The sequence below is a fragment of the Burkholderia sp. SIMBA_051 genome (assembly GCF_046534915.1).
Classification (GTDB): domain Bacteria; phylum Pseudomonadota; class Gammaproteobacteria; order Burkholderiales; family Burkholderiaceae; genus Burkholderia; species Burkholderia ambifaria.
Map to the genome: position 1 here is coordinate 1 of NZ_JAWRXS010000020.1, position 24184 is coordinate 24184.

The window sequence follows — 24184 nt, forward strand, 5'->3', positions numbered from 1 at the left end:
TCTTCGCTCGTCAACAACTTTCTGAACTGCTTCGTTGCGACGGCGAGGGGTTCAACTTCGTGTGCGCCGGGGCTTCTGCAACCCACCCTCGACAGCACCGCTTCCCTTCCCTCCCGCGCCGTGTTTCCGTTAGCGCGAAAGAGGCGTGATTCTAAGCACCCGCCCCTGCCTATGCAACCCCTTTGTGAAAATATTTTGAAAAAGCCGCCCGCGCAGCCTCCAGGGCGCGCGCCCTTCTTTCCTCCTATATAAAGGAGGCCGACAGCATCCCGTATGCACCCCGCGCCAGTCACCATGCCGCGGAACAAACAAAGGGGTACGCACGGTCGAGTATCATCCCGCGATCGAACAACGCACTCATACCGACGATGGACAGCACCACTCAATCCGGCGACGCCGATCTTCGCGACGAATATGCCGCGCTTCGCGAGCGCGCCGTCATGCTGGAAGAGCAGGCCCCGCCGCTTCTGCAACGCATCTCCGATGTGCTGCCGCGCATCAGCGGCGAGTCCGAACTGGCGGACGAGCATCGCGAACGGCTCGTCGCCGCACGCAACGCCGCGATGGTCTCGATCGAAAACTATCAGCAGGCGATCCCGTTCCTGCAGACGGCCGACTCGATCATCGAGCAGCTCGACAAGACGCCCGAGCGCGACGAGGACATCGAGTGGCGCGAATCGCTGCTGCAGCGGCTCGACGAACTGATCGACGTCGCGGTCGTGATGATCGACGATGCGCAAGCCTATTTCGAGCAAGCGGACGCCTGCGATCTCTCCAGCGTGCCGAAGTCCATTCTCGAAGAATGAGCATCACGGCCGGGACGCGCACTGCGCATCGACTGAACATGATGTTGCGCATGCCGATCGGCTGTCACTGCTCGACACCTTGACGTCGACGATCAGATACGTCCCGCAAAAGCTCACCTTGCCGTCACGGGTTTACGGGTACCCGCCAATCGCAGCCCGTGAGTGACTAGAGCGTATCGAGCACGATCGTCTCGCTGACGATCGGCACACGGATGTACCCGCCCTCCGCATCGCCATACGCGTGCGCATTTCCGTCGATCACATATTGCGCAGTCAATGCGCACAGCGTCGCGTCCCGCGCGTCGACCGAGCGCAGTGTCGACACGTCGATCCCGACTTGCGCGAGCAATTGCCGGCGCTGGTTGCGTTTCTGCTTCGCCGACGCAATCGCCTTGCCGAGCATCGCGCAGGTAATCGCGTACGGATAGGTCTCGAAGCTTACGTTCCCGCCGGCGTACCGTGCGTCGGTGAGCAGCGGATAGGCCTGTGCCAGCGCGCGGTACACGCGCTCGCCCATGAACATCCAGTCGAAGAAGCCCGACGCACTGGTCACGGCCTGTTCGCGCGACGGCGTCGGAAAGCACGAGGTCCGCTCGCGCGCGAGCGCCTGCTCGGCCGCGCGGCGTCCGCTTCCCATCCACCACAGGCTCGGCGCATCGACGCCGACGGCCACCACGCCATGCTCGATGCACAGCGCAGGCAGCGCTTCGGGTGCGATCCGCGCCTCGCGGCAGACGATCGTCGAGCCGCGCAGGATCACGAGATCGCATTGCTTCTTGTCGCCGCCCACGTCGACGCCCGCCACCGCAGGCGATGACCACGCGACGGATCGGGAACGGGCCGCCCGCATGGCTGCGCGTCAGTCCGCCGGCCGCGCGTCGTACGCGGCATCGAAGATCCCTTCCAGGCCGGGATGCACGCCGCGCATCCGGTCGACGACCGACTTCGCCCAGTCGAAGTACGCCTGCTTGCGCTCGAGCGGCCAGTCCGCGGGCGGATGCCGCGCGATGTCGCGCAGGTTGCAGATCTTGTCAGCCAGCTTCACGAGCTTCGCGCGCCGGCTGATGGTCGCCGCATGCTCGACCTGAAGGCGCTTGCGCTCTTCCTTCGGCAACGACTTGTCGTCCGTGACTTCCATCACGATGTCCGCGACGTCCTTGCCGAACAGCCGCAGCAGTTCCTGCTCGGTCGTCTCCGTATCCTCGATCGTGTCGTGCAACACGGCCGCGACGATCACGCGCTCGTCCTCGATGCCGGCTTCGTTGGCCAGCACATCGGCCAGCGCGATCGGATGGTTGATGTACGGCGATGCCTCGTCGTCCTTGCGCCGCTGATTGCGATGCTTGTCCGCCGCGAATGCGATGGCAGCTACCAGCTTGTTCATATTGACCCCTCGTGTGGCCGGACTACGGCCGGCAGAACCGGTCGCGTCCGTTTCGGAACCGCACATACTACCTGTACGCGATGATCATTCCCATGTATCGGGAACATCGGGGCGCCCGGCGTCATGCGCCGGCCGTCTCGCGCTGCAGCCCGACCACGTTGACCTGCGCGCCGAACACGTCCCGCACGAGCGGCAGCAGGTGATCGTGGTGCGTCAGGAACAGCACCTGGGTTCGCGTCGACAGATCGCGCAGCGCCTCGAGCCCCGCCTTCGCACGCGCATCGTCGAAGTTGATGAACAGATCGTCGGCAACGAACGGCAGCGCGGTCCGGCTGGCGAGTTGCAGTTCGAGCGCCGCGATCCGCAGCGCGAGGAACAGCTGGTCGCGCGTTCCTTCGCTCAGGCCGGCGACCTCGACCGACGTGCCCTTGGTGCGCCGCGCGTACAGCGCGGGCGGCGTCCGTTCAGTGTCGACGGTCAACCGCGCGAATTCGCCGAGCGTGAGCCCCGCGAAAATCTCGCCCGCCCGGCGCAGCATCGGCCCCTGCTTCTGGTCGCGATAGCGATCGGTCGCCCACTTCAGCAGACGGCTCGCGGTCGCCGCTTCCAGATACTGTTCGGCCGCGTCGCCCATCGCGGCCAGCGCTTCCTGCCGCTTCGCCTCGGCCACGGCCGCGCTCGCCTGGCCGTCGATCGCGCCGAATGCCTGCCGCGCGACGACCTGTTGCTGGGCGAGCGCGTTCAGGCGCGTGCCGACGTCGCCGAGCGCCTGCTTCACCGCTTCGAGATGCGCGGGCACGTCGGCGATGTCCTGTTCCGCGACCTCCGCCTCGACGGCCGCCTGGGACAATCCGTCGCCATCGCGCACCAGCGCCTCCTTCGCGGCATCGACGGCCTGCCGAAGCTGGCGCTGCCGATCCGATCGCTCGGCCAGCGGCAGCGCCGCGTCGATCGACGCGACGCCGGCCAGTTGCAGCAACGGCTGAATGCGCGCATCCGCACCCGCCACCGCGGCGGCCGCATCGGCGACCTTGCCGTCGGCCTGCCGCACCGCCTCGTCGGCACGATCGATCGCACGCGCGGTTTCCCGTGCGGCCGCCACGCGCATCGTCAACCGGCGCGCAACGTCCAGCCAGTCGCCGCTCGCCAGCCATGCGGGCTCGAGCGCTTCAGCGAGTCGACGTGCGCCGGCCTCGAGCGCAGCCAGCTCCGCACGGATCGCGGCCATCCGGTTGCGCGGCGCATCGGCGCCGGCCAGTTCGGCCGTCACCGTATTGGCGAGCCCGAGCGCCCCTTCCGCGGCAGCCAGCGTCACCGCATTCGCTGACAGCTTCGCGTCGGCGAGCGCATCGCGCCATTGTGCTTGCCACGCATCGTAGGCCGCCTGGGCCTGGCCGGCGCGTGAACGGGCCGTCGCGCATCCGCGTTCGGCTTCGCGCGCGCGGTCCTCCAGGCTGTCCTTCTGCGCGAGCGTCTTCTCGGCCGATTGCACGAACGTCTCGGCGATCGCGATGAGCGCCGCCAACCCGTCGGCGTCGCTGCCGCGCGATACCAGACGCAGCGCCGTACGCAACGCAGCTTCCGCGCCGGCCCGCGCTTCGCGGATCGTCTCGAAGTCACGGCGCTGGCGATCAAGCTCGAGTTGCGCGGCAAACACCGTGTCGCGCTTCGCGAGCCAGTCCCCCATCGCCGCCAGCGGCATGCCGGGCACGCCGGCCGTCGTCGCGAGGTCGGACCAGGCGTCGCGATGCGCGGCCAGCTCGCGCTCACGCTCGTCGACGGCCGCCTGTCGGCGCGTCAATACAGCGCGGGCGGACTCGACCTGCTGACGCAGCGATTGCAATGTCGCCGCCGCTTGCGTGGCGCCGAGCTGCGCATCGACGAGTTCGTCGGCGAGGCGAATCGCATCGTCGACAGCCGGCGCACCCGTGGCGAGATCGACCGCGCCGCTGCGGATGTCGCCCCACGCACCGTCGCGGCGTGCACGCGCCGCCAGCACTTCGGCGGTCGTGACGACCTTGTGAGTCTCGGCGAAATGCTTCTCTTGCAGTTCGAGCCGCTCGAATTCCTCCTGCGCGGCGTCGCGCGCATCGCGTGCGGCGGCCGCCGCGCTCGCGCGCTCGCTTGCTTCGTTGAGCAGCGCGCCGAGCCGCGCCGCCGACGGCACATCGAGCACCCGCAGCGCGTCGACCGGCTTGCGCCACTGGCCGAGCGCATCGAGCGCATCGGCGAGCGCGCGCTCCGCGGCGGCGATGTCGCGTTCGAGCGCCTGTTCGCGCTGGCCGCTGCTGCGAAAACCCTGCGCGTCGGCAAGCGCCGCGCGAAGCACTTCCGGCACATCGACCGTGGACAGACGCGCCAGTTGTTCCTGCGCGTGCGCGAGTTCCTGCGTGCGCTCGTCGAGCGATTCGCGCGCGCCGGCCAGCGCCTGATGCAGCGCGCCGTGATCGCGCAACAGGTTCGCGACCGTCTTCAGCGACAGCGCGGTCGGCAGTGCCGCGCGCAGCGACGCCTCGTCGGTCGGCCAGCCGAGCTGAGCCGCGGCGGAACCGGCGGCGGACAGATGCCGCTCGACGTCCGCGCCGAGCAACAGCAGATTCTGTGCGTGATTCATGCAGGCGCCGCGCAACTGGTCGAGTGCTTCGATGTCGCCTTCGAGCGCCAGCGCATCGGCATCCGGATCGATCGCATCGCGCGCCTGCCGTTTCGCGAGCAGATCCGCACGGCGCTCCTCGAGCACCTTCTGTTCGGCCGCGAGATCGCCTTGCGCTTTCAGCAGGTCTGCGTACGCGGTCGGCGGCAATTCGACGACGGCGCCCGGTTCGGCAAGCGCCGCTTCCTTGATCGTCAATTCCTTCAGGTACGGCGCCAGCCGCCGCACGCGCTCGAGCTTCGAGCGCAGCGCTTCAAGACGGCGCTGCTCCGCGCGCGCCTGCTCGATCTCCTGCTCGACCGCGTCGCGCGCTTCCTTGCGATCGACCCAGTCGCGCGTGCGCACCTGGACCGCCTTCAGTTCGCCGACCGCTTCGTTGAACAATGCCTCGGCCTGCGCGAATGCGCTGCCGCTGCGCCGCGGCGCCCACAGCTCGCCCGCGCGCGCGTCGAGTTCCTCGCGCACGGGCCCGAGCGTGCCGACGCCGGCCGCCGATTCGAACAGCACCTGGCCGAGTTTGTCGGACGCGTCGAGTATGCTGCGGCCACCGTCGACCAGCCGACCGTGGTCGAGCCCGAACATCTGCTCGAAGAATTCGCGCGTCGCGCCGTCGAGGATGGCGTTCAGATAGTCGTCCGGCAGCTTGTCGTCGGCGGGTGTGCGCAGCGGGCTGCGCCCGCGGGCGCGATGAAATGCGAGCGCGCCGGCGCCGCTCTCCAGCACGCCGCCGATCCGCAGTTCGGGCGTCGCATGCAGGAAGTCGAGCGGCGTCTGCAGCTTCATCCCGAACAGCAGTTCCGACACGGCCGTCCGGATCGTCGACTTGCCGGCCTCGTTGGGCCCCACGATCACGTGGAAATCCTGGCCGGCCGACGGAAAGCGCAGCGTCTCATCGGTGAACTTGCCGTACTTGATCAGATCGAGCTGGCTGATGCGCATCGCTTATTCCCCCCTCGCCAGCCGCGCGAGCAACGCCGGGCCGACCTGCTCGACCAGCGCCGTGAGTTCGCCGGCGCGCGCCATCGTCAGCAGCGGCACCTCCTCCTTCACGTCGCTGCGCACCTTGCCGATGAACGGCTTCAGGTCGCGCTCCAGCAGCGCGAGAAAATCCGGATCGTGCGCGGCGTCGGCCAGGATCTGCTTGAGATCCTCCAGCGCCTCGAGTTGCTCGCTCTCGCCTTGCGGCTGCTCGGGCGCGGACGTCGCAAGCCGGACCTTCTCCAGCCACAGCCGTTCGTTGCCGATGATGCCGATCTGGTTCAGCACCTCCGCGCGCAGTTGCGGCGCACGCCCGAAAAAGAGGCCGTGCGCGGGCGTACGCCCCGTGACCGTCACGCGCACCGCGCGCGGCACGTGGCCATCGACGTTCAGCAGCGCCTCCAGCGACTGGCCGATCTTTCTCGACAGATCGGCGACCGTGAAGCAGTCGGACGCGTCGACCGACACGGCTTCCCAGCGCAGCACGTCGAGGTACAGACGTTCGATGTGCGTGCGCCCCTGCTCGATCGTCACGAGCACCGCGCCGCGCCGCCCCGTCTCGCGGATATGGCGGCCCTGCAGGTTGCCGGGAAACACGACGGTCGACGGCCCCGACCATTGCTGGAACTCGTGCACGTGGCCGAGCGCCCAGTAGTCGTAGCCTTTCGCGTGCAGCTCCGCCAGCGTGCACGGCGCATAGTTCGCATGCGCCGCATAGCCTTCGAGCGCGGTGTGCAGCACGCCGATGTTGTAGTGACCCGGCACCGGGTCCGGATAGCCGATCGCGAGATTGTCGACGACGGCCTTGTCCTTGAAGCTCTGCCCGTGCAGCGCCACGTCGAATTCCGGCAGCCGGTGGGTTTCCGGCTTGCGGTGGCCGAACACGGTGACGTTGTCGGGCAACGTAAGCTTCTTCGTCATCTCGCTTTCGGCATCGTGATTGCCGCCGAGCACGAATGCACGAATGCCGGCCTTGCGCAGGCGGCCCATTTGCTGGCCGAAGAAAATGCCGGTGTTGTGGTCCTTCCAGTCGCCGTCATACAGGTCGCCGGCGATCACGAGGAACGCAACCTCCTCTTCGATCGCACGATCCACGAGTTGCCGCAGCGCCTCGCGCGACGCGTTGCGCAACTGCGCGGCCGGCGCGTCGGGATACGCGCTCAGGCCGTGCAACGGACTGTCAAGGTGAATGTCTGCCGCGTGGATGAACTTCACGAAGATTCCTCTGTTTCATGACGAAGGGGCGATGTCGACCGGCATCGTGCGCGATCGAACGCCGGGCACGGCCGCCCGTCGCCAGCGGGTCGGGATGGTACCTGAAAGCGGGTGCCGGCCCGGCACGCCGACGACGGCGATGTTCGTCGCGCCGCGTCACTCGCCGCGCGGGCACACGGGCGGCAGTGCAAAGCTATTGTCGTTGCCCGGGAACGGCTTCGCGTGGCGACGCAGCGCGTCGTCGTCGCTTTCCTTCCGCGCGAACAATGCGACGCCGATCACACCGACGTTCGCCGTCTCGCCGTACTTCGAATTCGTGATGCCTCGGCATGTTACCCGACCACGCCGGGAGGGCCGATGACCGGGAGCCCCGCTATTTAAGCATGGCGTGCGGGCAATGGGCAGAGCGTACACGGACCGCCGGTTCGGTCCACGGCATACATTTACGGTCACGATGCGCGGCGCATCAATAAAAAAGCCCGGCCCGCATCGAAGCGGGCCGGGCCTGTGCGGGAAGCAGATCGCTTACAGCGCGCCGCCTTGTGCCGACGCCGAACCCTTCACGCCGACCGATGCGCCGCCTTGCACCGAGTTCGTCGCGCCGTCGAGCACTTCGCCGGCCTTCGCCTTCGCGCCGCCGGCGACATCGCCCGCCGTCGACACCGCGCCTTGTGCATGGCTCTTCGCCGAACTCGCGACGTGCTTCACGTGCGACTTCGTCGCGTGCGTGGCCGATACCGCCGCATCCTTCGCCGAACCGGCCGCCGAGCCGACTGCCTGCGTCGCGCCACCGACCGCACCACCGACCGTGTTGCCGGCCGCCGAGCCGACGCTACCGACCGTCTTGCCCACGCCGTTCAGCGCACCGCCGACGACGTTGCCTGCGCCCGCACCCGAGCCCGAGCCCGCGGCATTGGCGCCCGCGCCAGCCTGCACGCCCACGCCGCCGCCGAGCAGCGGCGTCTGGACTTGTGCGCCGACGCCGGCGGAACCCTCAGCGCCCGTCTGGGCCGTTTGTGCGAAAGCCGCCGATGCGATTGCCGTCAGCGCGGCGCCAAGCAGAATCGTGCGAATCTTGTTCATGGTCATTCTCCCCAAAGACGTTGTTGCTGCGGGCCGCGTTCCGCGGCTGGTCGCATGCCTCACCGCGACGTGCGGCAGGTGGAGCTAATGTAGCGGCGCCGACGCCCAAAACCGTCGAATTGCGGGGACTGTTACTTCAGTTGCAAATGCTGACGATTGACTCACATTGTTTGACAAACATCGAAATCGGCCCGTGATTGGCGCCGTCCGATGGCATGCATCGGTGCACCGGGCACAACGCGCCGGCTAGCAGGGAAAGCGGCCATTCCTGTAGGTATCCCAAAGAATCTCGGTCGGCCAGCCGTCGGTGCGGCCCGATGAACGGCTTCGCGCGATCAGCTCGATGTCGTCGGATACGCACGCCGCGATGTCGGCATTCCCCGATGCGCGGAACGCCAGCCTGAACGCCTTTTCCCTGAGCGCGTCCACCGCCTGCTTGTCGAGCGGGGCGCCCGGTTCGCCGTCGACTTCGTCGAACGCCGCCATCCAGCGCGCGTCGAACGGCTCCGCGTCGCGGCTGGCCAGCGCGCGATCGCAATCGAGGTCGCCGAGGAAATCGAAAAAACCCGGGGCCGACAGGACGGCGTCCATTTCAAGCAGATGCGCGTTCGTCACGGCGGCCCCTTGCCACGATGCGTGGTTGTTCTGTTCATCGATCGTTGCCGCCATGCGCCGCTTTCACGTTAGGCATCGGCGACGCGCGGCCCCGTATCCGCCGCGACCGGCAGACGGGAGCCGCACGCCATGCACCGCTACCGCCGGCTTACGGCTTGAACGTGTCGCCGAGCACGACGCCTTCGCGACGCGGATCGGTACCACCTTGCAGCGCGGGCGACTGTCCGACCGTCACGCGCATCACGGTGTTGACGCCGCTCGCCTGCGCGGATGTCGATACCTTGTGCCCGAGCGCGACGAGGCCCGCGATCAGCGGATCGTTCGCGCCGTTGTTCGTCGCATTGATGTTCGGATGCTCGCCGCCGATGTTGGTCGTCGGGCTGTTGCTCGCGCCGAAGTCGACGAGGCCCGCGGACTGCTGCGCATCGAGCCCCCAGTCGAGCGCGCCGACGAGCGTCTTCACCACGTACTGCGGAATCGTGCCGCCGCCCGGCGAACCGGTAGCCATCACGAAATCGCCGCGCGAGCCGTCCGCGGCGGTGCCGAACACGATCGTCGGCGCCATCGAGCTGCGCGGCCGCTTGCCCGGCTGCACGCGGTTCGCCACCGGATTGCCCGCACTGTCGAGCGGGTTCGCCGAGAAATCGGTCAGCTGGTTGTTCAGCAGGAAGCCGTTGGTCATGTGGAACGAGCCCATGCTCGACTCGACGGTCGTCGTCGCGCTCAGCACGCTGCCGTCCGCGTCGACGATCGTGAAATGGTTCGTGCCGTGTTCGATCAGCGTCGCGTCGACGCCCAGCGGCACTGCGCCGAAATTGCCCGGCTGCGCGGTGCCCATGCTGTGGTTCGTGTCGATCAATGCGGCACGCGACTTCAGGTACGGCTTGTTCAGCAGCGTGTCCCACGTGCCGCCCGGCAGCGGCACGAAATCGGTATCGGCCACGTACTTGTCGCGATCGGCATACGCGAGCCGCTCGGCTTCGGTGATCAGGTGCACGCCGGCGACGGTCGGCTTGCCGCCTTCGAGATCGATCGCCGTCGGCTTCAGCGACTTCAGGTCGAAGTTCTCGAGAATGCCGAGCGCCGACGCGACCGCGATACCGCCCGACGACGGCGGCGGCATCCCGCATACCCAGTAGCTGCGATAGGTCGTGCACACGGGGGCGCGACGCTTCGCCTGGTACGCGGCCAGATCGGCGACGGTCGTCTTGCCGGGCGTGATCGTGGAGCCGTCGGCGCCCAGCGTCGTCGCGATCTTCGCGACGATGTCCTGCGCGATCTGCCCCGTGTACAGCGCGTTCGCGCCGGACTGCGCCATCAGCGTCAGCGTGTGCGCGTAAGCCGGGTTCTTCAGCACGGTGCCGAGCGTTTTCGGCGTGCCGTCCGCCTTCAGGAAATACGCGGCGGCCTCGGGATCGCGCTTCAGGTTCGCGGCGTTCAACGCGATCGCATCGGCCAGCCGGCCGCCGATCGGGAAGCCGTTGTTCGCGAGCGTGATCGCGTCGCCGAACAGCCCCTGCCACGGCAGCTTGCCGTGATCCTGCTGCAACGCCTCGATGAGCCTCGGTACGCCGATCGTGCCGATCGAACGGCCGCTTGCACGCGCGTTCGGTTGCGGCGCCGACCGGTCGTTCTGGTCGTCGACATAGCGCAGGTAGTTCTCGGTAGCCGCCGCCGGCGCCGTTTCCCGTCCGTCGTACGCCTGCAGCGTCCTGGCGCGCGCATCGTAGTAGAGCAGCACGCCGCCCGAGCCGAGGCCGGTCGCCTCGGGCACCGTCAGGCCGAGCACGGCCTGCACGGCGACCGCCGCATCGGCGGCCGTGCCGCCGCGCTTGAGCACCGCGCAACCGGCCGCGCTTGCATACGCGTTCGAGGTGGCCACGAGGTACCGCTTCGCGTAGACCGGCTTCATGCCGGTGCGGTAGCCCGACGAGGCTTCCGGCAGCGACGGATCGCCGGGCTGGTTCGAGCCCACGACGACCGTCGAGCCGCTGCTGTCGATCGCGAGGCAGCTCGTGTCGGGCGCGGGCGGCGACGTGGCGCCCGCGTTGCTTTCGATTTCGTCACTGCCGCACGCCGTCATCAGGGCGGCGGCGACCAGTGCGGACACGTACGGGAAAAGCGCGGTTCTGTTCATGGTCTCTCGGGATTCTCGTAGGTCGTTGCGCGTTCGTCACACTGACGGCGCCGCCCCTCGGCGGGCGGACAACGCGTTCGATAGTCCCATGACCGGATTTTTTTCCGCAATAAGGAATTGATGCGAGGTGAGCGGCGCATCGCGCGGCGCAGCAAGCCGGGCTGGCTTGACGGTGCCGGCGGTTATGCCGCCGGTCTCCGTGCCAATCCGCACGACACCTTTTGACACCATCGTCCGGGCCGGCATTCGGGCTACCGATTCGCTATCGGGACTTCAGACATGGTGGGTGAAACGGGCGATGCGAACGAGCCGATCGCCTGGGTGATAGCCGACGCGCGACAGGGCTACACCGTCGCGGCTCGCTGTCGCGCCGACTTCGACGTACGTGCGTGAAAAGTATCTCGAGCCAGCACGCCGGATCACCCCTGTGCGCTCGACGAGGCTCGGACCCGCCAGGTCGCGGCATTCCTGTCAGCGTTGCCGCCGCCATTCGAGGAGGCGGAGGCGGATGCCGTGCGCGACCGCGCGTCATCCGACACCCGCGTCGGATCGAGCTCGCGCAGCACACTCGCACGGCCGCCGTCGTCGCTCGGCAATTCCGGCTGCCCGCGCGCAAAGGCCGGCATGGCCGTCGCCGCGAGCAGCGCGGCGACCACCATCCGGGAACGGAGCTTCGTCACGTTCCCCGGCTTCATTGCGCGCTCGCGGTCGATACGGTCGTTGCCGCGCCGGCCATGGCGGTGCGCTGGTCACCGTGCGCGATCGCGTAGAGCTCGCGGTTGCGCGCGACCGTCGCCGCGCTCGGCGGATAGTCGTAGTTCGAAGTGGGCACGATGCCGTCGCGCTCTGCCTGAACGAGATCGGCGATCACCTCGGCACGGGTCACACCGGACGACGAAGTTTGTGCGAAAGCGGCGACCGGCGTTCCGACGACGACGGCGAGCAGTGCGGCTGCGATCAGTTTGCGATTCATGATGAAACTCCCGAGAACGGTTCAATGAAGACGCATCGTCGATGCGCCGTCGGCGTGACCGCAATCGCGATTCGCCGCCTGACACGTCCATTCTGGCGATCGACCCGTACCCCACGCTGACCGCCAGATGACAACTTTGAAATCCATCGCCCGCGCCCGGATAACAGTTTCGTAATGTTCAGGTCAGCATCGGGTCAACGCCGCGCCAGCAGACTGCATGCTCACCGCATCGAATGCGGCACCCATGCCCTGCTTCGAGGAAAAAATCATGTGGATTGTCCGGCTGGCGCTGCGCAGGCCCTATACCTTCGTCGTACTCGCACTGCTGATCTTCATCGCGGGACCGCTCGCGATCCTGCGCATGCCGACCGACATCTTCCCGAACATCGACATTCCGGTCGTCAGCATCGTCTGGTCGTACAACGGCTTTTCCGCCGAGGACATGGCCAAGCGCATCACGTCCAACTACGAACGCGCGCTGACGTCGGACGTCGACGACATCGAGCACATCGAATCGCAGTCGCTGAACGGCGTGTCGGTCGTGAAGATCTTCTTCCACCCCGGCGCGGACATCAATCGCGCGATCGCGGAAGCCGCGAGCAATTCCGCGTCGATCCTGCGGATCCTGCCGCCCGGCACGCTGCCGCCGAACATCATCACGTACAACGCGTCGACGGTGCCGATCCTGCAACTCGGACTGTCGAGCAACACGCTTGCCGAACAGCAACTGTACGACCTCGGCAACAGCTTCATCCGCACGCAGCTCGCGACCGTGCAAGGCGCGGCGGTACCGCTGCCGTTCGGCGGCAAGATTCGCCAGATCGTCGTCGACCTCGACACGCGCGCGCTGCAGGCGAAGGGGCTCGCGCCCATCGACGTGGTGAACGCGATCAACGCGCAGAACCTGATCCTGCCGGGCGGCACCGCGAAGATCGGCACGCGCGAGTACAACGTGCAGATGAACGGCAGCACGCAGACGGTCGCCGCGCTGAACAACCTGCCCGTGAAGACGATCGACGGCAATGTTGTCTATGTGCACGACGTCGCGCACGTTCGCGACGGCTACGCCCCGCAGACGAACATCGTGCGGGTCGACGGCAAGCGCGCGGCGCTGCTGACCGTCGAGAAGACCGGCAGCGCGTCGACACTGACGATCATCGACCAGGTCAAGGCGATGCTGCCGAAGATCGCGGCCGGCTTGCCGAAAGCGCTGCACATCTCCGCGCTCGGCGATCAGTCGGTGTTCGTGAAGGCGGCGGTCCAGGGCGTCGTGCGTGAAGCGCTGATCGCCGCCTGCCTGACCGCGCTGATGATCCTGCTGTTCCTCGGCAGCTGGCGCGCGACGTTGATCATCGCCGTATCGATTCCGCTGGCGGTGCTCACGTCGCTGCTCGCGCTCGGCGCGCTCGGCCAGACCATCAACATCATGACGCTCGGCGGGCTCGCGCTCGCGGTCGGGATACTCGTCGACGACGCGACCGTCGCGATCGAAAACATCACGCATCATCTCGAACGCGGCGCGCCGCTGGAAGACGCGATTCTGACCGGCTCGGGCGAAATTGCCGTGCCGACCTTCGTGTCGACGCTGTCGATCTGCATCGTGTTCGTGCCGATGTTCATGCTCACGGGCGTCGCGCGCTACCTGTTCGTGCCGTTGGCCGAAGCGGTGATCTTCGCGATGGTCGCGTCGTATTTCTTCTCGCGCACGCTGGTGCCGACGCTCGCCATGGTCCTGATGCGCGCGAAGGGGCAAGGCCGCCCGCCGCGCGGCGTGTTCGCGCGCATCGCACGATTCCAGGCCGCGTTCGAACGTCGCTTCGAGGCGGTCCGGCTGCGCTATCGCGCGCTGCTGTCCGCGGCGATCTCGAATCGCCGCCGTTTCGCGGCCGCGTTTCTGCTTGCGTGCGCCGCATCGACCGGCCTGTTCGCATTCGCCGGCCAGGATTTCTTCCCGTCGGTCGACACCGGCGAGATCCGTCTGCATCTGCGCGCCCCGACCGGTACGCGGATCGAGGAAACCGCGCGCCTCACCGACGAAGTGGAAGCGCGCATCCGGACCGTGATTCCGGCGAACCAGTTGGCCGGCATGCTCGACAACATCGGCGTGCCGGTGAGCGGGATCAACCTCACGTACGACTCGTCCGACCCGATCGGCACCGAGGATGCGGACGTGAACATCACGCTGAAGCCGAACCACGCGCCGACGGCAGCGTATGTCGCGAAGCTGCGCAACCTGCTCGCCCAATCATTCCCGGGCGTGACGTTCGCGTTCCTGCCGGCCGACATCGTCAGCCAGATTCTCAACTTCGGACTGCCCGCGCCGGTCGACATCCAGATCGTCGGCAACAAGCTGGACCAGAACCGCGCGGTGGCGAATGCGCTGCTTGCCAGGCTGCGCGGCGTGCGCGGCCTCGTCGATACGCGCATCCAGCAGCCCGGCGACGAGCCGGCGATCAACGTCGACGTGGACCGCACGAAGGCGATTCAGGCCGGCCTCGAACAACGCGACGTCGCGCAGAACCTGCTGATCGCGCTGTCGGGCAGTTCGCAGACGACGCCGAACTTCTGGCTCGATCCGCGCAACGGCGTCAGCTACCCGTTGATCGTGCAGGCCCCGCAGTATTCGGTCGACTCGCTGCAGTCGCTGGCGAACATACCGCTGCCGACGGGTGCCGCGCGCCCGCCGCAGACGCCCGCCGGCGGTCCGGCCGCAGGCGCGCCCGCCCAGAACCTGCTCGGCGCATTGGGTGCATTCTCGCGCGCGACGCAGCAGGCCGTGGTGTCGCATTACAACGTGCAGCCCGTGCTCGACATCTTCGCGTCGGTGCAGGGGCGCGATCTGGGTGGCGTCACGGCCGACGTGACGAAGCTCGTCGACGATGCGCGCGCGCAACTGCCGCCCGGTTCGTCGATCGTGCTGCGCGGCCAGGTACAGGCGATGCACGAATCGTTTACCGGGCTGCTCGGCGGGCTCGCGATCGCGATCGCGCTCGTCTACTTGCTGATGGTCGTCAACTTCCAGTCGTGGCTGGACCCGCTCGTGATCGTCGGCGGCCTGCCCGCGTCGCTCGCCGGCATCGCGTGGATGCTGTTCGTCACGCGCACCACGCTGTCGGTGCCCGCGCTGACCGGCACGATCCTGTGCATCGGCATCGCGACCGCGAACAGCATCCTCGTCGTCAACGCGGCGCGCGAGCTGATCGCGAGCGGCGCATCACCGTGGCAGGCCGCGCTCGAGGCCGGATTCAGCCGCTTCCGTCCGGTCGTGATGACCGCGCTCGCGATGCTGATCGGCATGCTGCCGATGGCGCTCGGCCTCGGCGACGGCGGCGAACAAAATGCCCCGCTCGGCCGTGCCGTGATCGGCGGGCTGGCGTTCGGCACGCTGTCGACTCTGCTGTTCGTACCTGTGCTGTTCGGCTTCATCCACGCGTGGCTCGACCGACGCCGCGAAGCGGCCGACGCCCGCCCCGCGCAGGACATGCCGGTGGTGCGCTGATCAAGAACGCATCCCGATTCCCTACGACTCGCCCGACATCGAGCTCATCATGAACGACACGACCGAACCTCTCGCCCCGCCGCCGGCTGCCGAACCGGAAACGATGCAACCTGCCGCGCGCGGCGCAGCGCCGGAAACGCCGCCGCCCCGGCGCGGGCGCAAGCTGGCCGTTCCGCTTGCCGCGATCGCCGTCGCCGCCGCACTGCTCGCGATCGGCATCGTGCCGCGCATCGACGCGCGCGCCGCGCAGCGCCACCAGGTGGCGGCACAGCAGGCGCTGCCTGTGACCGTGCTCCAGCCCGGCGCCGCACCGGCCGACCAGACGCTCACGCTGCCGGGTGCCGTGACGCCGTATGCGGAAGCGTCGATCTACGCGCGCACGAGCGGCTACATCGCCCACTGGAGCGCGGACATCGGCACGCATGTGAAGGCCGGGCAAACGCTCGCGCAGATCACGGCGCCCGACCTCGACGCGCAGTTGCGCCAGGCGCGCGCGGACGCAGCGACCGCGCAAGCGAACTACGACTATGCGAAATCGACCGCGCTGCGCTGGCAGGACATGCTGAAGACGCAATCGGTGTCGCAGCAGGACACCGACACGAAGGTGGCCGACATGAACGCGAAGCGCGCGATGCTCTCGTCCGCGCAGGCCAATGCCGCCCATCTGAACGAGCTCGTGTCGTTCGAATCCGTGACCGCGCCGTTCGACGGCGTGATTACCGCGCGCAACGTCGACGTCGGCACGCTCGTCACGGCGGGCGGCACGCCGGGCAGCCCCGGGCTGTCGGGCGAGCTGTTCCATCTGGAGCAGACCGACACGCTGCGCGTGTTCGTCGACGTGCCGCAGGACAGCGCGGCCGGCGTCTCCACCGGCACGGCCGTCTACCTGACCACGCAGCAGTATCCGGGGCGACGCTTCGCCGCGCACGTCGCCCGCAGCGCGGGCGCGATCGACCCGGTCACGCGCACGCTGCGTGTCGAGATCGACGTCGACAATCGCGATGGCGCGTTGCTGCCCGGCGCGTATGCACAGGCGCACCTGCTCGTGCCGAGCGCGGCGCCCGCGTTCGAGCTGCCGGTCAGTGCACTGCTGTACCGGTCGAACGGCGTGACGGTTGCAACGGTCGACACGAATGGACGCACGGCGCTGAAGACCGTGCAGATCGGGCGAGATTTCGGCACGCATGTCGAGATCGTCGCGGGGCTCGGCGCGACCGATCGGGTGATCGACAACCCGGGCGATTCGATCGCAAACGGCGAAACCGTGAAGATCGTGTCGGTCGAGCACGGCGCGGTGCCGGCCACTTCGCCGGCCGCGCAACCGGCCACGGCAAGCGGTGCACCGTCAGCGCCACGCGCGGCGACGTCCATGCCCGCCTCCGCGCCCGTTGCGCCTGCCTCGAACGCCCGGACCTGACCCGCCATGCCTACCTGCGAGATTCCCGCCATGCGCCTTCCTCACCCGCTCCCGTTCGCCCGCCGCGTCGTCGCGCTCGGCGTTGTCACCGCGTTGGCCGCTTGCTCGACGCTGCCGCCCTATTCGCCGCCGACCGTCGCGGTGCCCACGCACTATGCCGGCGCGCCGGCCGCGCAACCGGGCTGGCAAGTCGCGGCGCCGGCCGATGCCGCGTCGCGCGGCGCGTGGTGGACCGTGTTCAACGATGCGGATCTGAACGCGCTCGAAGCGCGCGTCGACGTGTCGAACCAGACCGTGAAGAAAGCCGTTGCCGACCTCGAGCAAGCGCGCGCGACGGTCGACTACCAGCATGCGGGGTTTCTGCCGACCGTGACGGCGGGCGTGGCGCAAAGCCGTTCACGCATATCGCAGAACAAGCTGGGTTCGTCACTCGCCGGCAAGACGACACCCGACCATCAGGTCGGCGTCGCGGCAAGCTGGGAACCCGACGTGTTCGGCCGCGTGCGCGATGCGGTGGCAGGTGCGCAGGCGAACGCGGACGCGAGTGCGGCCGATCTGCAAGCCGTCAAACTGTCGGTCACGGCCGAACTCGCGACCGACTATTTCGCGCTGCGCTCGCTCGACACGCAAAAGCAGCTACTCGACGACTCGGTGCGGGCCTATGCGGATGCGCTGAAGCTGCTGCAACAGCAGCTCGCGGCCGGCGCGATCGATGCGTCCGCCGTCGCACAAGCCGAAACGCAACTGGAAGCGACGCGCACGCAGGACACCGACATCGACGCGTCGCGTGCGCAGCTCCAGCATGCGATCGCGACGCTCGTCGGCGAAAGCGCATCGACGTTCGCCTTGCCGCCGCGCGTTCAAGCGTTCGACGTGCCGGCCATTCCGGCCGGCGTGCCGTCGCAACTGCTCGAACGACGGCCTGACATCGCCGCTGCCGAGCGTCGCGTCGCGGCCGCGAACGCACAGATCGGCGAAGCGCGCGCCGCGTTCTTCCCCGACCTCGTGCTGTCGGCGAGCGCGGGGCTCGAAAGCGGGTTCTTCATGCCGTGGCTGACAGCGCCAAGCCTGTTCTGGTCGCTCGGCCCGCAACTCGTCGGCACGCTGTTCGACGGCGGCCGGCGCAGCGCGACGTTGCGCGGCGAGCACGCGCAGTACGATGGCGAGGTCGCCGACTATCGGCAGACCGTGTTGGGCGCATTCCAGCAGGTGGAGGATCAACTGTCCGCGCTCGATGCGCTCGCATCTGAAGCCGCCAGTCAACAGCGCGCGACCGACGCGGCCGACCTGTCGCTGCGGCTGACGACGAATCGCTTCAACGCTGGCGCCGTCAGCTATCTGGACGTGGTGACCGCGCAGACGATCGCGCTGACCAATCGGCGCCTGGCCGACCAGATCGCCGCGCGCCGGATGGAAGCTGCGGTCGGATTGCTGAAGGCGCTGGGCGGCGGCTGGCACGCGGGCTCGGACATCACCGCTTCCGCCGCCGGATCGGGCACGGCGATCAAGACGCAGGATTCCTGATGAAGATGAGGATGAACCGCGTGCCCGCCGCGTCGCTTTCGACGCGCGCGGTGCCGCCGTGGAGCTCCATCACCGAACGCACGATCGCGAGCCCGAGCCCGGCCGTGCCGCCCGGCACGCCGCCGCTGCGCGCGGGGTCGCCGCGCACGAACCGGTCGAAGATGCGCGGCAGCAGCGCGGGATCGATCGGCTCGCCCGGATTCTCGACGACGACGCGTACCGCGTCCGCCGTTTCGTCGACGCTCAGCGCGATGACGCCGCCCGCAGGCGTATAGCGCAGCGCGTTCGCGAGCAGGTTGCCGACCGCGCGGCGAAACAGTTCGACATCGGCAGTCAGCTGGCCGTGCCCTTCCACACGCAGCGTCGAACCCGCTTCATCGGCGAGCCCTTCGAAGTATTCGGCGATGCGCGTCAGCTCGTCATGCACGTCAAATGCGCGCTGCCGCGTCACGAACGTCGGGTGTTCGGCGCGCGCGAGAAACAGCACGTTCTCGATCATTCGCGCGAGACGGTCGTATTCCTCGAGATTCGATTCGAGCAACGCCTGATATTCGCCGGGCGAACGCGGCCTCGCAAGCGCCACCTCGGTCGCGCCGCGCATGTTGTTCAGCGGCGTGCGCAGGTCGTGCGCGAGATCGGCGCTGAATTGCGACAGATGTCCGAAAGCTTGCTGCAGCCGGCCGAGCATCGCGTTCTGCGCATCGACGAGCGCGCGCAGTTCGCGCGGCGCGCGCGCGGCGTCGAGCCGCGCGTCGAGCTTGTCGACGGTGATCCGGCCGGTGTTCGCGACGATCTCGCGCAGCGGTGCGAGCGCCGTGCGGATCAGCCAGTAGCTGAGCAGCATCGCGCACAGCGCGCCGAGCCCGCCGGCGAGCTTCAGCTTGTCGCGATAGCCGTCGAGCAGTTCGGCGCGATCGCTCATGTCGCGCGCGATCGCGATGCGGATCTGCGTACCGTCGCGCAGCATCGCGCCGGCCACGACACCGCGCACGGACGTGCCGCCGTCGGCGCGCCATGTCGCGATCCGGTCGACCGTGATCCGTTCGGCCGCCGGCACCGGCGTCGCGTGGGGCGGAAACAGCTCGGCATCGGGCAACGCAGGCGGTGCGGGCGACGCCGTGCCAGACGCAGCCGGCGGCAGATCCTCGCGTTCGTTCCGCTTGACGTTGTGCCGCGCGAGCACGTTGCCCCGCTCGTCGACCACGGCCATCGACAATGCCGTGTTGCCGAGCACCTGGCTCGTCAGCCGGTCCGCGTGCGCGCGCACGGCGTCGAGCGAATCGAGTTCGCCCGCGAGCCGGCGCGTGTGTCGTGCGGCAAGCACGATGTCCAGATCGTCCTGCGTCCTCACCTGCCGCTCGAGGCCGGTATACACGTACGTGCCGACGAGCGCGAAGACCGCGAGCATCGTCGCCCCGAACGCGAGCGCGAGCGTCGCGCCAAGCGATCGACCGAGCGTCATGCACCGTCCTTCGGTTCGAGCACGTAGCCTACGCCGCGCACCGTATGGATCAGCTTGACCGGAAACGCATCGTCGATCTTCGCGCGCAGTCGCCGGATGGCGACTTCGACGACGTTGGTGTCGCTATCGAAGTTCATGTCCCAGACATACGACGCGATCTGCGTGCGGCTCAACACCTCGCCTTGCCGACGCGCGAGCAGCTGCAATAGCGAGAACTCGCGTGGCGTCAGGTCGATCCGCACCGTGCCGCGCTTCACGCGGCGGCGCACGACGTCGATTTCCAGGTCGCCGACCACGATGCGCTCGGTCTCGCGTGGTGGCCCGCGGCGCGCCAGCGTGCGGATGCGCGCGAGCAGTTCGACGAATGCGAACGGCTTCACGAGGTAATCGTCGGCGCCCAGTTCGAGGCCATGCACGCGGTCCTGCACATCGTCGCGCGCGGTCAGGAACAGCACGGGCGTCGTGTGGGTGTCGCGCAGGCGCTTGAGCACGCCCCACCCGTCGAGCACGGGCAGCATCACGTCGAGCACGATCACGTCGTAGTTCTCTTCCTGCGCGAGCATCAAGCCTTCCGCGCCGTCCTTCGCGAGATCGATGCTGAAGCCGGATTCCTCGAGGCCCTTCTTCAAGTACGCGGCCGTCTTCGGTTCGTCTTCGACTATCAGGATGCGCATGCTCGGCTCCATCGCATTCGGTTGGAATATGCGGCGATGTTACCGGGAAACCGGCGCGCGAAAGGCTTCGCCGACCGGCGGCATGGCTCGATTACGAAAATGTAATCGGAAGGTCAGCGTGTTGACTGTCGCGGCATTGCGCACGTCGTGACGACGCGGCGGCGATTTGTCATGCCGCGGCCTGGCAACAATGAGCCGCTCGCGCGCTTCCAGCGTAAACGGCTGCTCGTCGGATGGCGGTCGATCTTGGTGGACGCACCCGCCTCGGCGCTGCCGTTTCGTGCACCACGTGGCGGCGGCGCAATGAACGACATGTTCCTGCCGCTTCACGTGCGCGGTGCGCGACGCACCCTATTCGCTCTTGTTCGACTGGACCAGCCGCAGAATCCGGCTGTCGTACGGCGACTGCATGATTTCCGCAATGCGGACGTCGGATGCGGCCGGGTGCAGCGGATTCAACAGGAAGTTGTGCGCGTGCGGCACGACAACGCTCGGTACGCGCAGCAGTGCGCTCGGCTGCGTGTGCAGCCACTCGGTGCCGGCGCTGCGGGTCCAGTCGACGTTCTCCCGCCAGTCGGCCGGCGCATCGCCTTCCGCGATCTCGGCAACGTCCACCGATTCGGACACCTCGATGCGCAGCAACTGGTATCCGCTCGGCAATTGCGCGACAGTGGCCATTTCGAAGTGGACGAGCGTCTCGAGCAGCGCGAGCGCCGGATGCTCGGCGAGATAGACGACGGGCTGCCCGGCAAAGTGCCAGCGCCCGCCGGCCCGCAAGCCGCCGATGCCTTTCAGATCGGCGTAATTGCTGATCCGCCACAGCGTCGTCAAGCGAAATACCCTTCGTCGATCTGCGTGAGCGCCTCTTCGACGAGTCGCGCGCCGTGCTCGGTGCTCGACATGTCGAGCGACGTGCGGCCGCCGAAGCGCTGGAGCCCGTGGCGCAGCCAGGCCATCGCCTTGTCCTGGTCGCCGAACGTGGCCGTCGCCTGCGCGACGATGCGTGCAAGCCGGATCGCCTTGTCGGATTCCTCCGGCGACAGGCGCTCGTGCGCCTGGCGGCGATGGCTCAACGTGCGCCGCGGGATGATGAAGGCGAGTTCGTCCGACTTCAGGCCGCGCTCCGACAGCCGATCAATCACCGCAACGTCGACGCGCGCGCTCGCCAGCTCGGCGAGATCGGCGCCCGAGCGCACGCGAATCGCGAGCAGTTGCTCGAGTATCGTGAATTCGGCCTGGCGCGGGTGCGCGACGCCCGAAGGGTGAAACGCGATCGTGCTCATGATGCTTCTCCGGCAATTTGCCCAATCATTATAGGCGTTTTGCCGAAGGCGGGCGGGTTCTTGTCGTTCCCGGTTCGATCGCGCGTCGTCGCGGGCGGCCCGTTTCGGCCCCATTACCCGTGGTCGCGGGGCGCGCATTCGACGGTTTGCGCAGGAGCTGAGGCAGTGAAATTCAGGATATGAAGGCCTGTGCCAACGTCATGTGGTTGTCACGTAACAACTTTTCTAAGGAATAGCGAGCGACAGGCGCGACATGCGCCGTTGAGCGCACCCTCCCTCCCGCGCCCCCGCCCGGCGCCCGTCCCGATCAGCCCGCCCACGCCGACGATCGGATCACGCTGCAGAAATTGCCTGCATGGAAATGCGGATCCTTGTCGGCCAGCACATCGGCCTTCACGTTGCCGAACGTCGTGTCCGGCTTGTGCCGGATGCCGTCGTAGAACGTCTGGATGATGTCTTCCTTGAAACGCGGCGTGCGCGGATGCGCGCGGACGACGGCGTCTCGTTCGACGTCGTTGTACTCCTGATACGCGAGGCCCAGCACGTCCATCTCGACCCCTGCGGTAACGAGTGCGACGACCGGATGCATATGCTTCGGAATGCCCGGCGTGGTGTGCAGCGCGATCGCTGTCCACACGATGTCGATGTCCTGCTGCGAAATGCCCTTGCTGTTCAGAAAATCGCGGGCGGCATTGGCGCCGTCCACTTCGAATCGTTCGCACGCGCTGCTGTGCCGATGCGTGAGCCCCATGTCATGAAACATGCAGCCGCAATAGAGCAGTTCGGGATCGTAGCGGAGCCCGCGACGCTGCCCCGCGAGCGCGGCGAAGTAGTAGACGCGGCTGGAATGATGAAACAGCAACTCGGACTCGGTATCGCGTACGAGCTCGGTGATCTCGCGAGCGAGTTGGCTATCGGGAACGGTGATGCCGGCGACGTTCACAGTCATGATCGACCTCCATTGAAGACAGCACTCATTTTCGGGAGGCCCGGGTTTGGCATCAATCGTCGTATTACGCCAAATCCTGCCATTTCACTCGATCGACGGCCATCGCTGCCGCAACGCTCGAATCGAGCCCGCGAAGTGCACCGATGCCCCGCTCGTCGCCTTGCATCGCGCGTCTATACTGCTACGCGTCACGTTCGACACATCGATACAACACGCAACCGAACATGCCGAAGGTCGTGGGAATTTTCGCGGTACCGGGCGTACAACTGCTCGACGTCTCCGCGCCGCTCGACGTATTCGCCCAGGCCAACGTCGAATGCGGCAAGCCGTTCTATACGCTGCGGATCATCGCGAGCGAGTCGGGGCCGATCCGCACGTCATCGGGCGCGCAATTGCTGGCCGACTGGATCGCTCCCGACATTCCCGATCGCCTCGACACGCTGCTCGTTGCCGGTGCGCCGCATGCCGCCGGAGTCGCGCTGCGAACCGACGTCCTCGCATGGCTGCGCTCGGCCGCCGTGCAAAGCAAGCGGTATGGCTCGATCTGCACCGGCGCCTTCATCCTCGCGGCGACCGGCCTGCTGAAAGGACGACGCCTGACGACGCACTGGGCCGCCGCCGACGCGCTCGCCGATGCGTATCCTTCGCTCACGGTCGAAGCGGACGCGCTGTACGTACGCGACGGCAAGCTGCGCACCGGAGCAGGCGTCACGGCCGGGCTCGATCTCGCGCTCGCGCTGGTCGAGGAAGATCTCGGCCGGGAAATCGCGCGGCGCGTCGCCGCGCAACTGGTCATGTTCTTCAAGCGCCCGGGCGGGCAGCTTCAGTTCAGCCGCAGCGGCGAGGCACGGCCGGCCGGGCGCTCCGTGCTGCAGGAAGTCCAGCGCTGGATCGCCAGTCATCCTGAACTCGAACATTCGGTGGCGGCACTCGCGAAGCATGCGGGCATGAGCCCGCGCCACTTCGCGCGGCTCTTTCGCACGGAGGTCGGCATGACACCGGCCGCGTGGGTCGAAGCGACCCGCATCTCCGCGGCCCGGCAACTGCTCGAAAACGGACATGACACGCCGAAGCAGGTCGCCGCGAAATGCGGCTTCGCGACTGTCGATACGCTCAGACGGGCGTTCGCGAAGCATGTCGGGATCACGCCTGCCGAATACCGGAAACGACAGTCGGTCATCGACGAGTGAGTGACGCGGTATGCGCGACGATGCGGCGTTGATACTCGCGTCGGTGCGTGAGAAGGCGGAGTCGGTCGGGATCGCACAGCGATGGGCAAACGCACTTCCCTGCCCGCAAACAATGCTTCGTTATCCGATTTAATTGATCCTTCGACCGACCGAGCTCGGCGTGCGGTTGCAATACACCTCTGTCCCGGATCGCGCCAGTTCCTGGTTCAGCACCGCCAATCGCACCCGCGAATGCACTCCGGCACGTCAACAATCATCAGACAAAATCCGACTTTCCCCGCGAATCGTTTACCCAGTTGCAATAATTATTCGCTGGAACGCCTATTTCCGACCGGTATCGCG

Annotated in this window: 20 protein-coding genes; 6 read left to right on the plus strand and 14 right to left on the minus strand. The window is 67.5% G+C overall.

Translation table 11 applies throughout. From position 1 onward, the window contains the following. Positions 1-368 precede the first annotated feature (368 nt). A complete protein-coding gene (locus SB771_RS32655) occupies positions 369-806 on the plus strand; it encodes an ATPase (RefSeq protein ID WP_175662260.1) in 438 nt (145 codons plus the stop codon). 166 nt (positions 807-972) lie between these two features. On the opposite strand, the gene SB771_RS32660 is transcribed toward SB771_RS32655, so the two are convergent. From SB771_RS32660 to SB771_RS32675, 4 genes are all read right to left on the minus strand, one after another. Further along, the gene (locus SB771_RS32660; RefSeq protein ID WP_175662259.1) at positions 973-1656 is read right to left on the minus strand and encodes a DUF429 domain-containing protein; all 684 of its coding nucleotides are present in this window, start codon (positions 1654-1656) and stop codon (positions 973-975) included. 9 nt (positions 1657-1665) lie between these two features. Beyond that, complete coding sequence (locus SB771_RS32665; protein ID WP_175662258.1) at positions 1666-2190, minus strand: HD domain-containing protein; 525 nt, start codon at positions 2188-2190, stop codon at positions 1666-1668. Positions 2191-2311: 121 nt separating this feature from the next. Further along, the gene (locus tag SB771_RS32670) at positions 2312-5782 is read right to left on the minus strand and encodes an ATP-binding protein (protein ID WP_175662257.1); all 3471 of its coding nucleotides are present in this window, start codon (positions 5780-5782) and stop codon (positions 2312-2314) included. A gap of 3 nt (positions 5783-5785) precedes the next feature. After that, positions 5786-7036 (minus strand): exonuclease SbcCD subunit D, encoded by a 1251-nt coding sequence (locus tag SB771_RS32675; protein WP_175662256.1) that lies wholly within the window; start codon positions 7034-7036, stop codon positions 5786-5788. Between the two features lie 31 nt (positions 7037-7067). On the opposite strand from SB771_RS32675, the gene SB771_RS32680 reads away from it, so the two are divergent. Further along, entirely contained in the window at positions 7068-7397 is a 330-nt protein-coding gene (locus SB771_RS32680; RefSeq protein WP_164714706.1) for a hypothetical protein, read from the plus strand. Positions 7398-7561: 164 nt separating this feature from the next. Here SB771_RS32680 and SB771_RS32685 read toward each other — a convergent pair whose 3' ends face one another. From SB771_RS32685 to SB771_RS32705, 5 genes are all read right to left on the minus strand, one after another. After that, the gene (locus tag SB771_RS32685; protein ID WP_175662255.1) at positions 7562-8119 is read right to left on the minus strand and encodes a hypothetical protein; all 558 of its coding nucleotides are present in this window, start codon (positions 8117-8119) and stop codon (positions 7562-7564) included. A 246-nt stretch (positions 8120-8365) separates the two neighbouring features. Beyond that, positions 8366-8788, minus strand: a complete 423-nt coding sequence (locus tag SB771_RS32690) for a hypothetical protein (RefSeq protein ID WP_175662254.1) — start codon at positions 8786-8788, stop codon at positions 8366-8368. 94 nt (positions 8789-8882) lie between these two features. Next, on the minus strand, positions 8883-10871 hold the full coding sequence (locus tag SB771_RS32695; protein ID WP_175662253.1) for a gamma-glutamyltransferase family protein: 1989 nt from the start codon (positions 10869-10871) through the stop codon (positions 8883-8885). A 419-nt stretch (positions 10872-11290) separates the two neighbouring features. Then, entirely contained in the window at positions 11291-11566 is a 276-nt protein-coding gene (locus SB771_RS32700; protein WP_175662252.1) for a hypothetical protein, read from the minus strand. After that, positions 11563-11844, minus strand: a complete 282-nt coding sequence (locus tag SB771_RS32705; RefSeq protein WP_175662251.1) for a DUF4148 domain-containing protein — start codon at positions 11842-11844, stop codon at positions 11563-11565. Before SB771_RS32705 ends, SB771_RS32700 begins: the two co-directional genes overlap by 4 nt. A 268-nt stretch (positions 11845-12112) precedes the next feature. Between SB771_RS32705 and SB771_RS32710 the strand changes: the two genes are divergently transcribed. Genes SB771_RS32710 through SB771_RS32720 form a run of 3 tightly spaced genes read left to right on the plus strand, consistent with a single transcriptional unit; the run spans position 12113 to position 18284 of the window. Further along, positions 12113-15343, plus strand: coding sequence for an efflux RND transporter permease subunit (locus SB771_RS32710; RefSeq protein ID WP_175662250.1), 3231 nt, complete (start codon positions 12113-12115; stop codon positions 15341-15343). 49 nt (positions 15344-15392) lie between these two features. Then, positions 15393-16760: an efflux RND transporter periplasmic adaptor subunit gene (locus SB771_RS32715; RefSeq protein ID WP_175662249.1), complete on the plus strand. Its 1368-nt coding sequence runs from the start codon at positions 15393-15395 to the stop codon at positions 16758-16760. Positions 16761-16790: 30 nt separating this feature from the next. Next, positions 16791-18284 carry an efflux transporter outer membrane subunit gene (locus tag SB771_RS32720; protein ID WP_175662248.1) on the plus strand — a complete coding sequence of 498 codons (1494 nt, stop codon included), beginning with the start codon at positions 16791-16793 and terminating at the stop codon, positions 18282-18284. Here the strand turns inward: SB771_RS32720 and SB771_RS32725 are convergent. The 5 genes from SB771_RS32725 to SB771_RS32745 form a co-directional block, all read right to left on the minus strand. After that, positions 18265-19746, minus strand: a complete 1482-nt coding sequence (locus SB771_RS32725) for a heavy metal sensor histidine kinase (protein WP_175662247.1) — start codon at positions 19744-19746, stop codon at positions 18265-18267. The genes SB771_RS32720 and SB771_RS32725 overlap by 20 nt on opposite strands. Beyond that, the gene (locus tag SB771_RS32730; protein WP_006759651.1) at positions 19743-20420 is read right to left on the minus strand and encodes a heavy metal response regulator transcription factor; all 678 of its coding nucleotides are present in this window, start codon (positions 20418-20420) and stop codon (positions 19743-19745) included. The genes SB771_RS32725 and SB771_RS32730 overlap by 4 nt, the downstream gene beginning before the upstream one ends. A gap of 351 nt (positions 20421-20771) precedes the next feature. Beyond that, positions 20772-21251: an RES family NAD+ phosphorylase gene (locus SB771_RS32735; RefSeq protein ID WP_175662246.1), complete on the minus strand. Its 480-nt coding sequence runs from the start codon at positions 21249-21251 to the stop codon at positions 20772-20774. Beyond that, positions 21248-21703 (minus strand): antitoxin Xre/MbcA/ParS toxin-binding domain-containing protein, encoded by a 456-nt coding sequence (locus SB771_RS32740; RefSeq protein WP_175662245.1) that lies wholly within the window; start codon positions 21701-21703, stop codon positions 21248-21250. Before SB771_RS32740 ends, SB771_RS32735 begins: the two co-directional genes overlap by 4 nt. 307 nt (positions 21704-22010) lie before the next feature. After that, positions 22011-22652, minus strand: a complete 642-nt coding sequence (locus SB771_RS32745; protein WP_175662244.1) for an HD domain-containing protein — start codon at positions 22650-22652, stop codon at positions 22011-22013. Between the two features lie 224 nt (positions 22653-22876). On the opposite strand from SB771_RS32745, the gene SB771_RS32750 reads away from it, so the two are divergent. Then, positions 22877-23842, plus strand: a complete 966-nt coding sequence (locus SB771_RS32750; RefSeq protein WP_175662243.1) for a GlxA family transcriptional regulator — start codon at positions 22877-22879, stop codon at positions 23840-23842. Positions 23843-24184 lie beyond the last annotated feature (342 nt).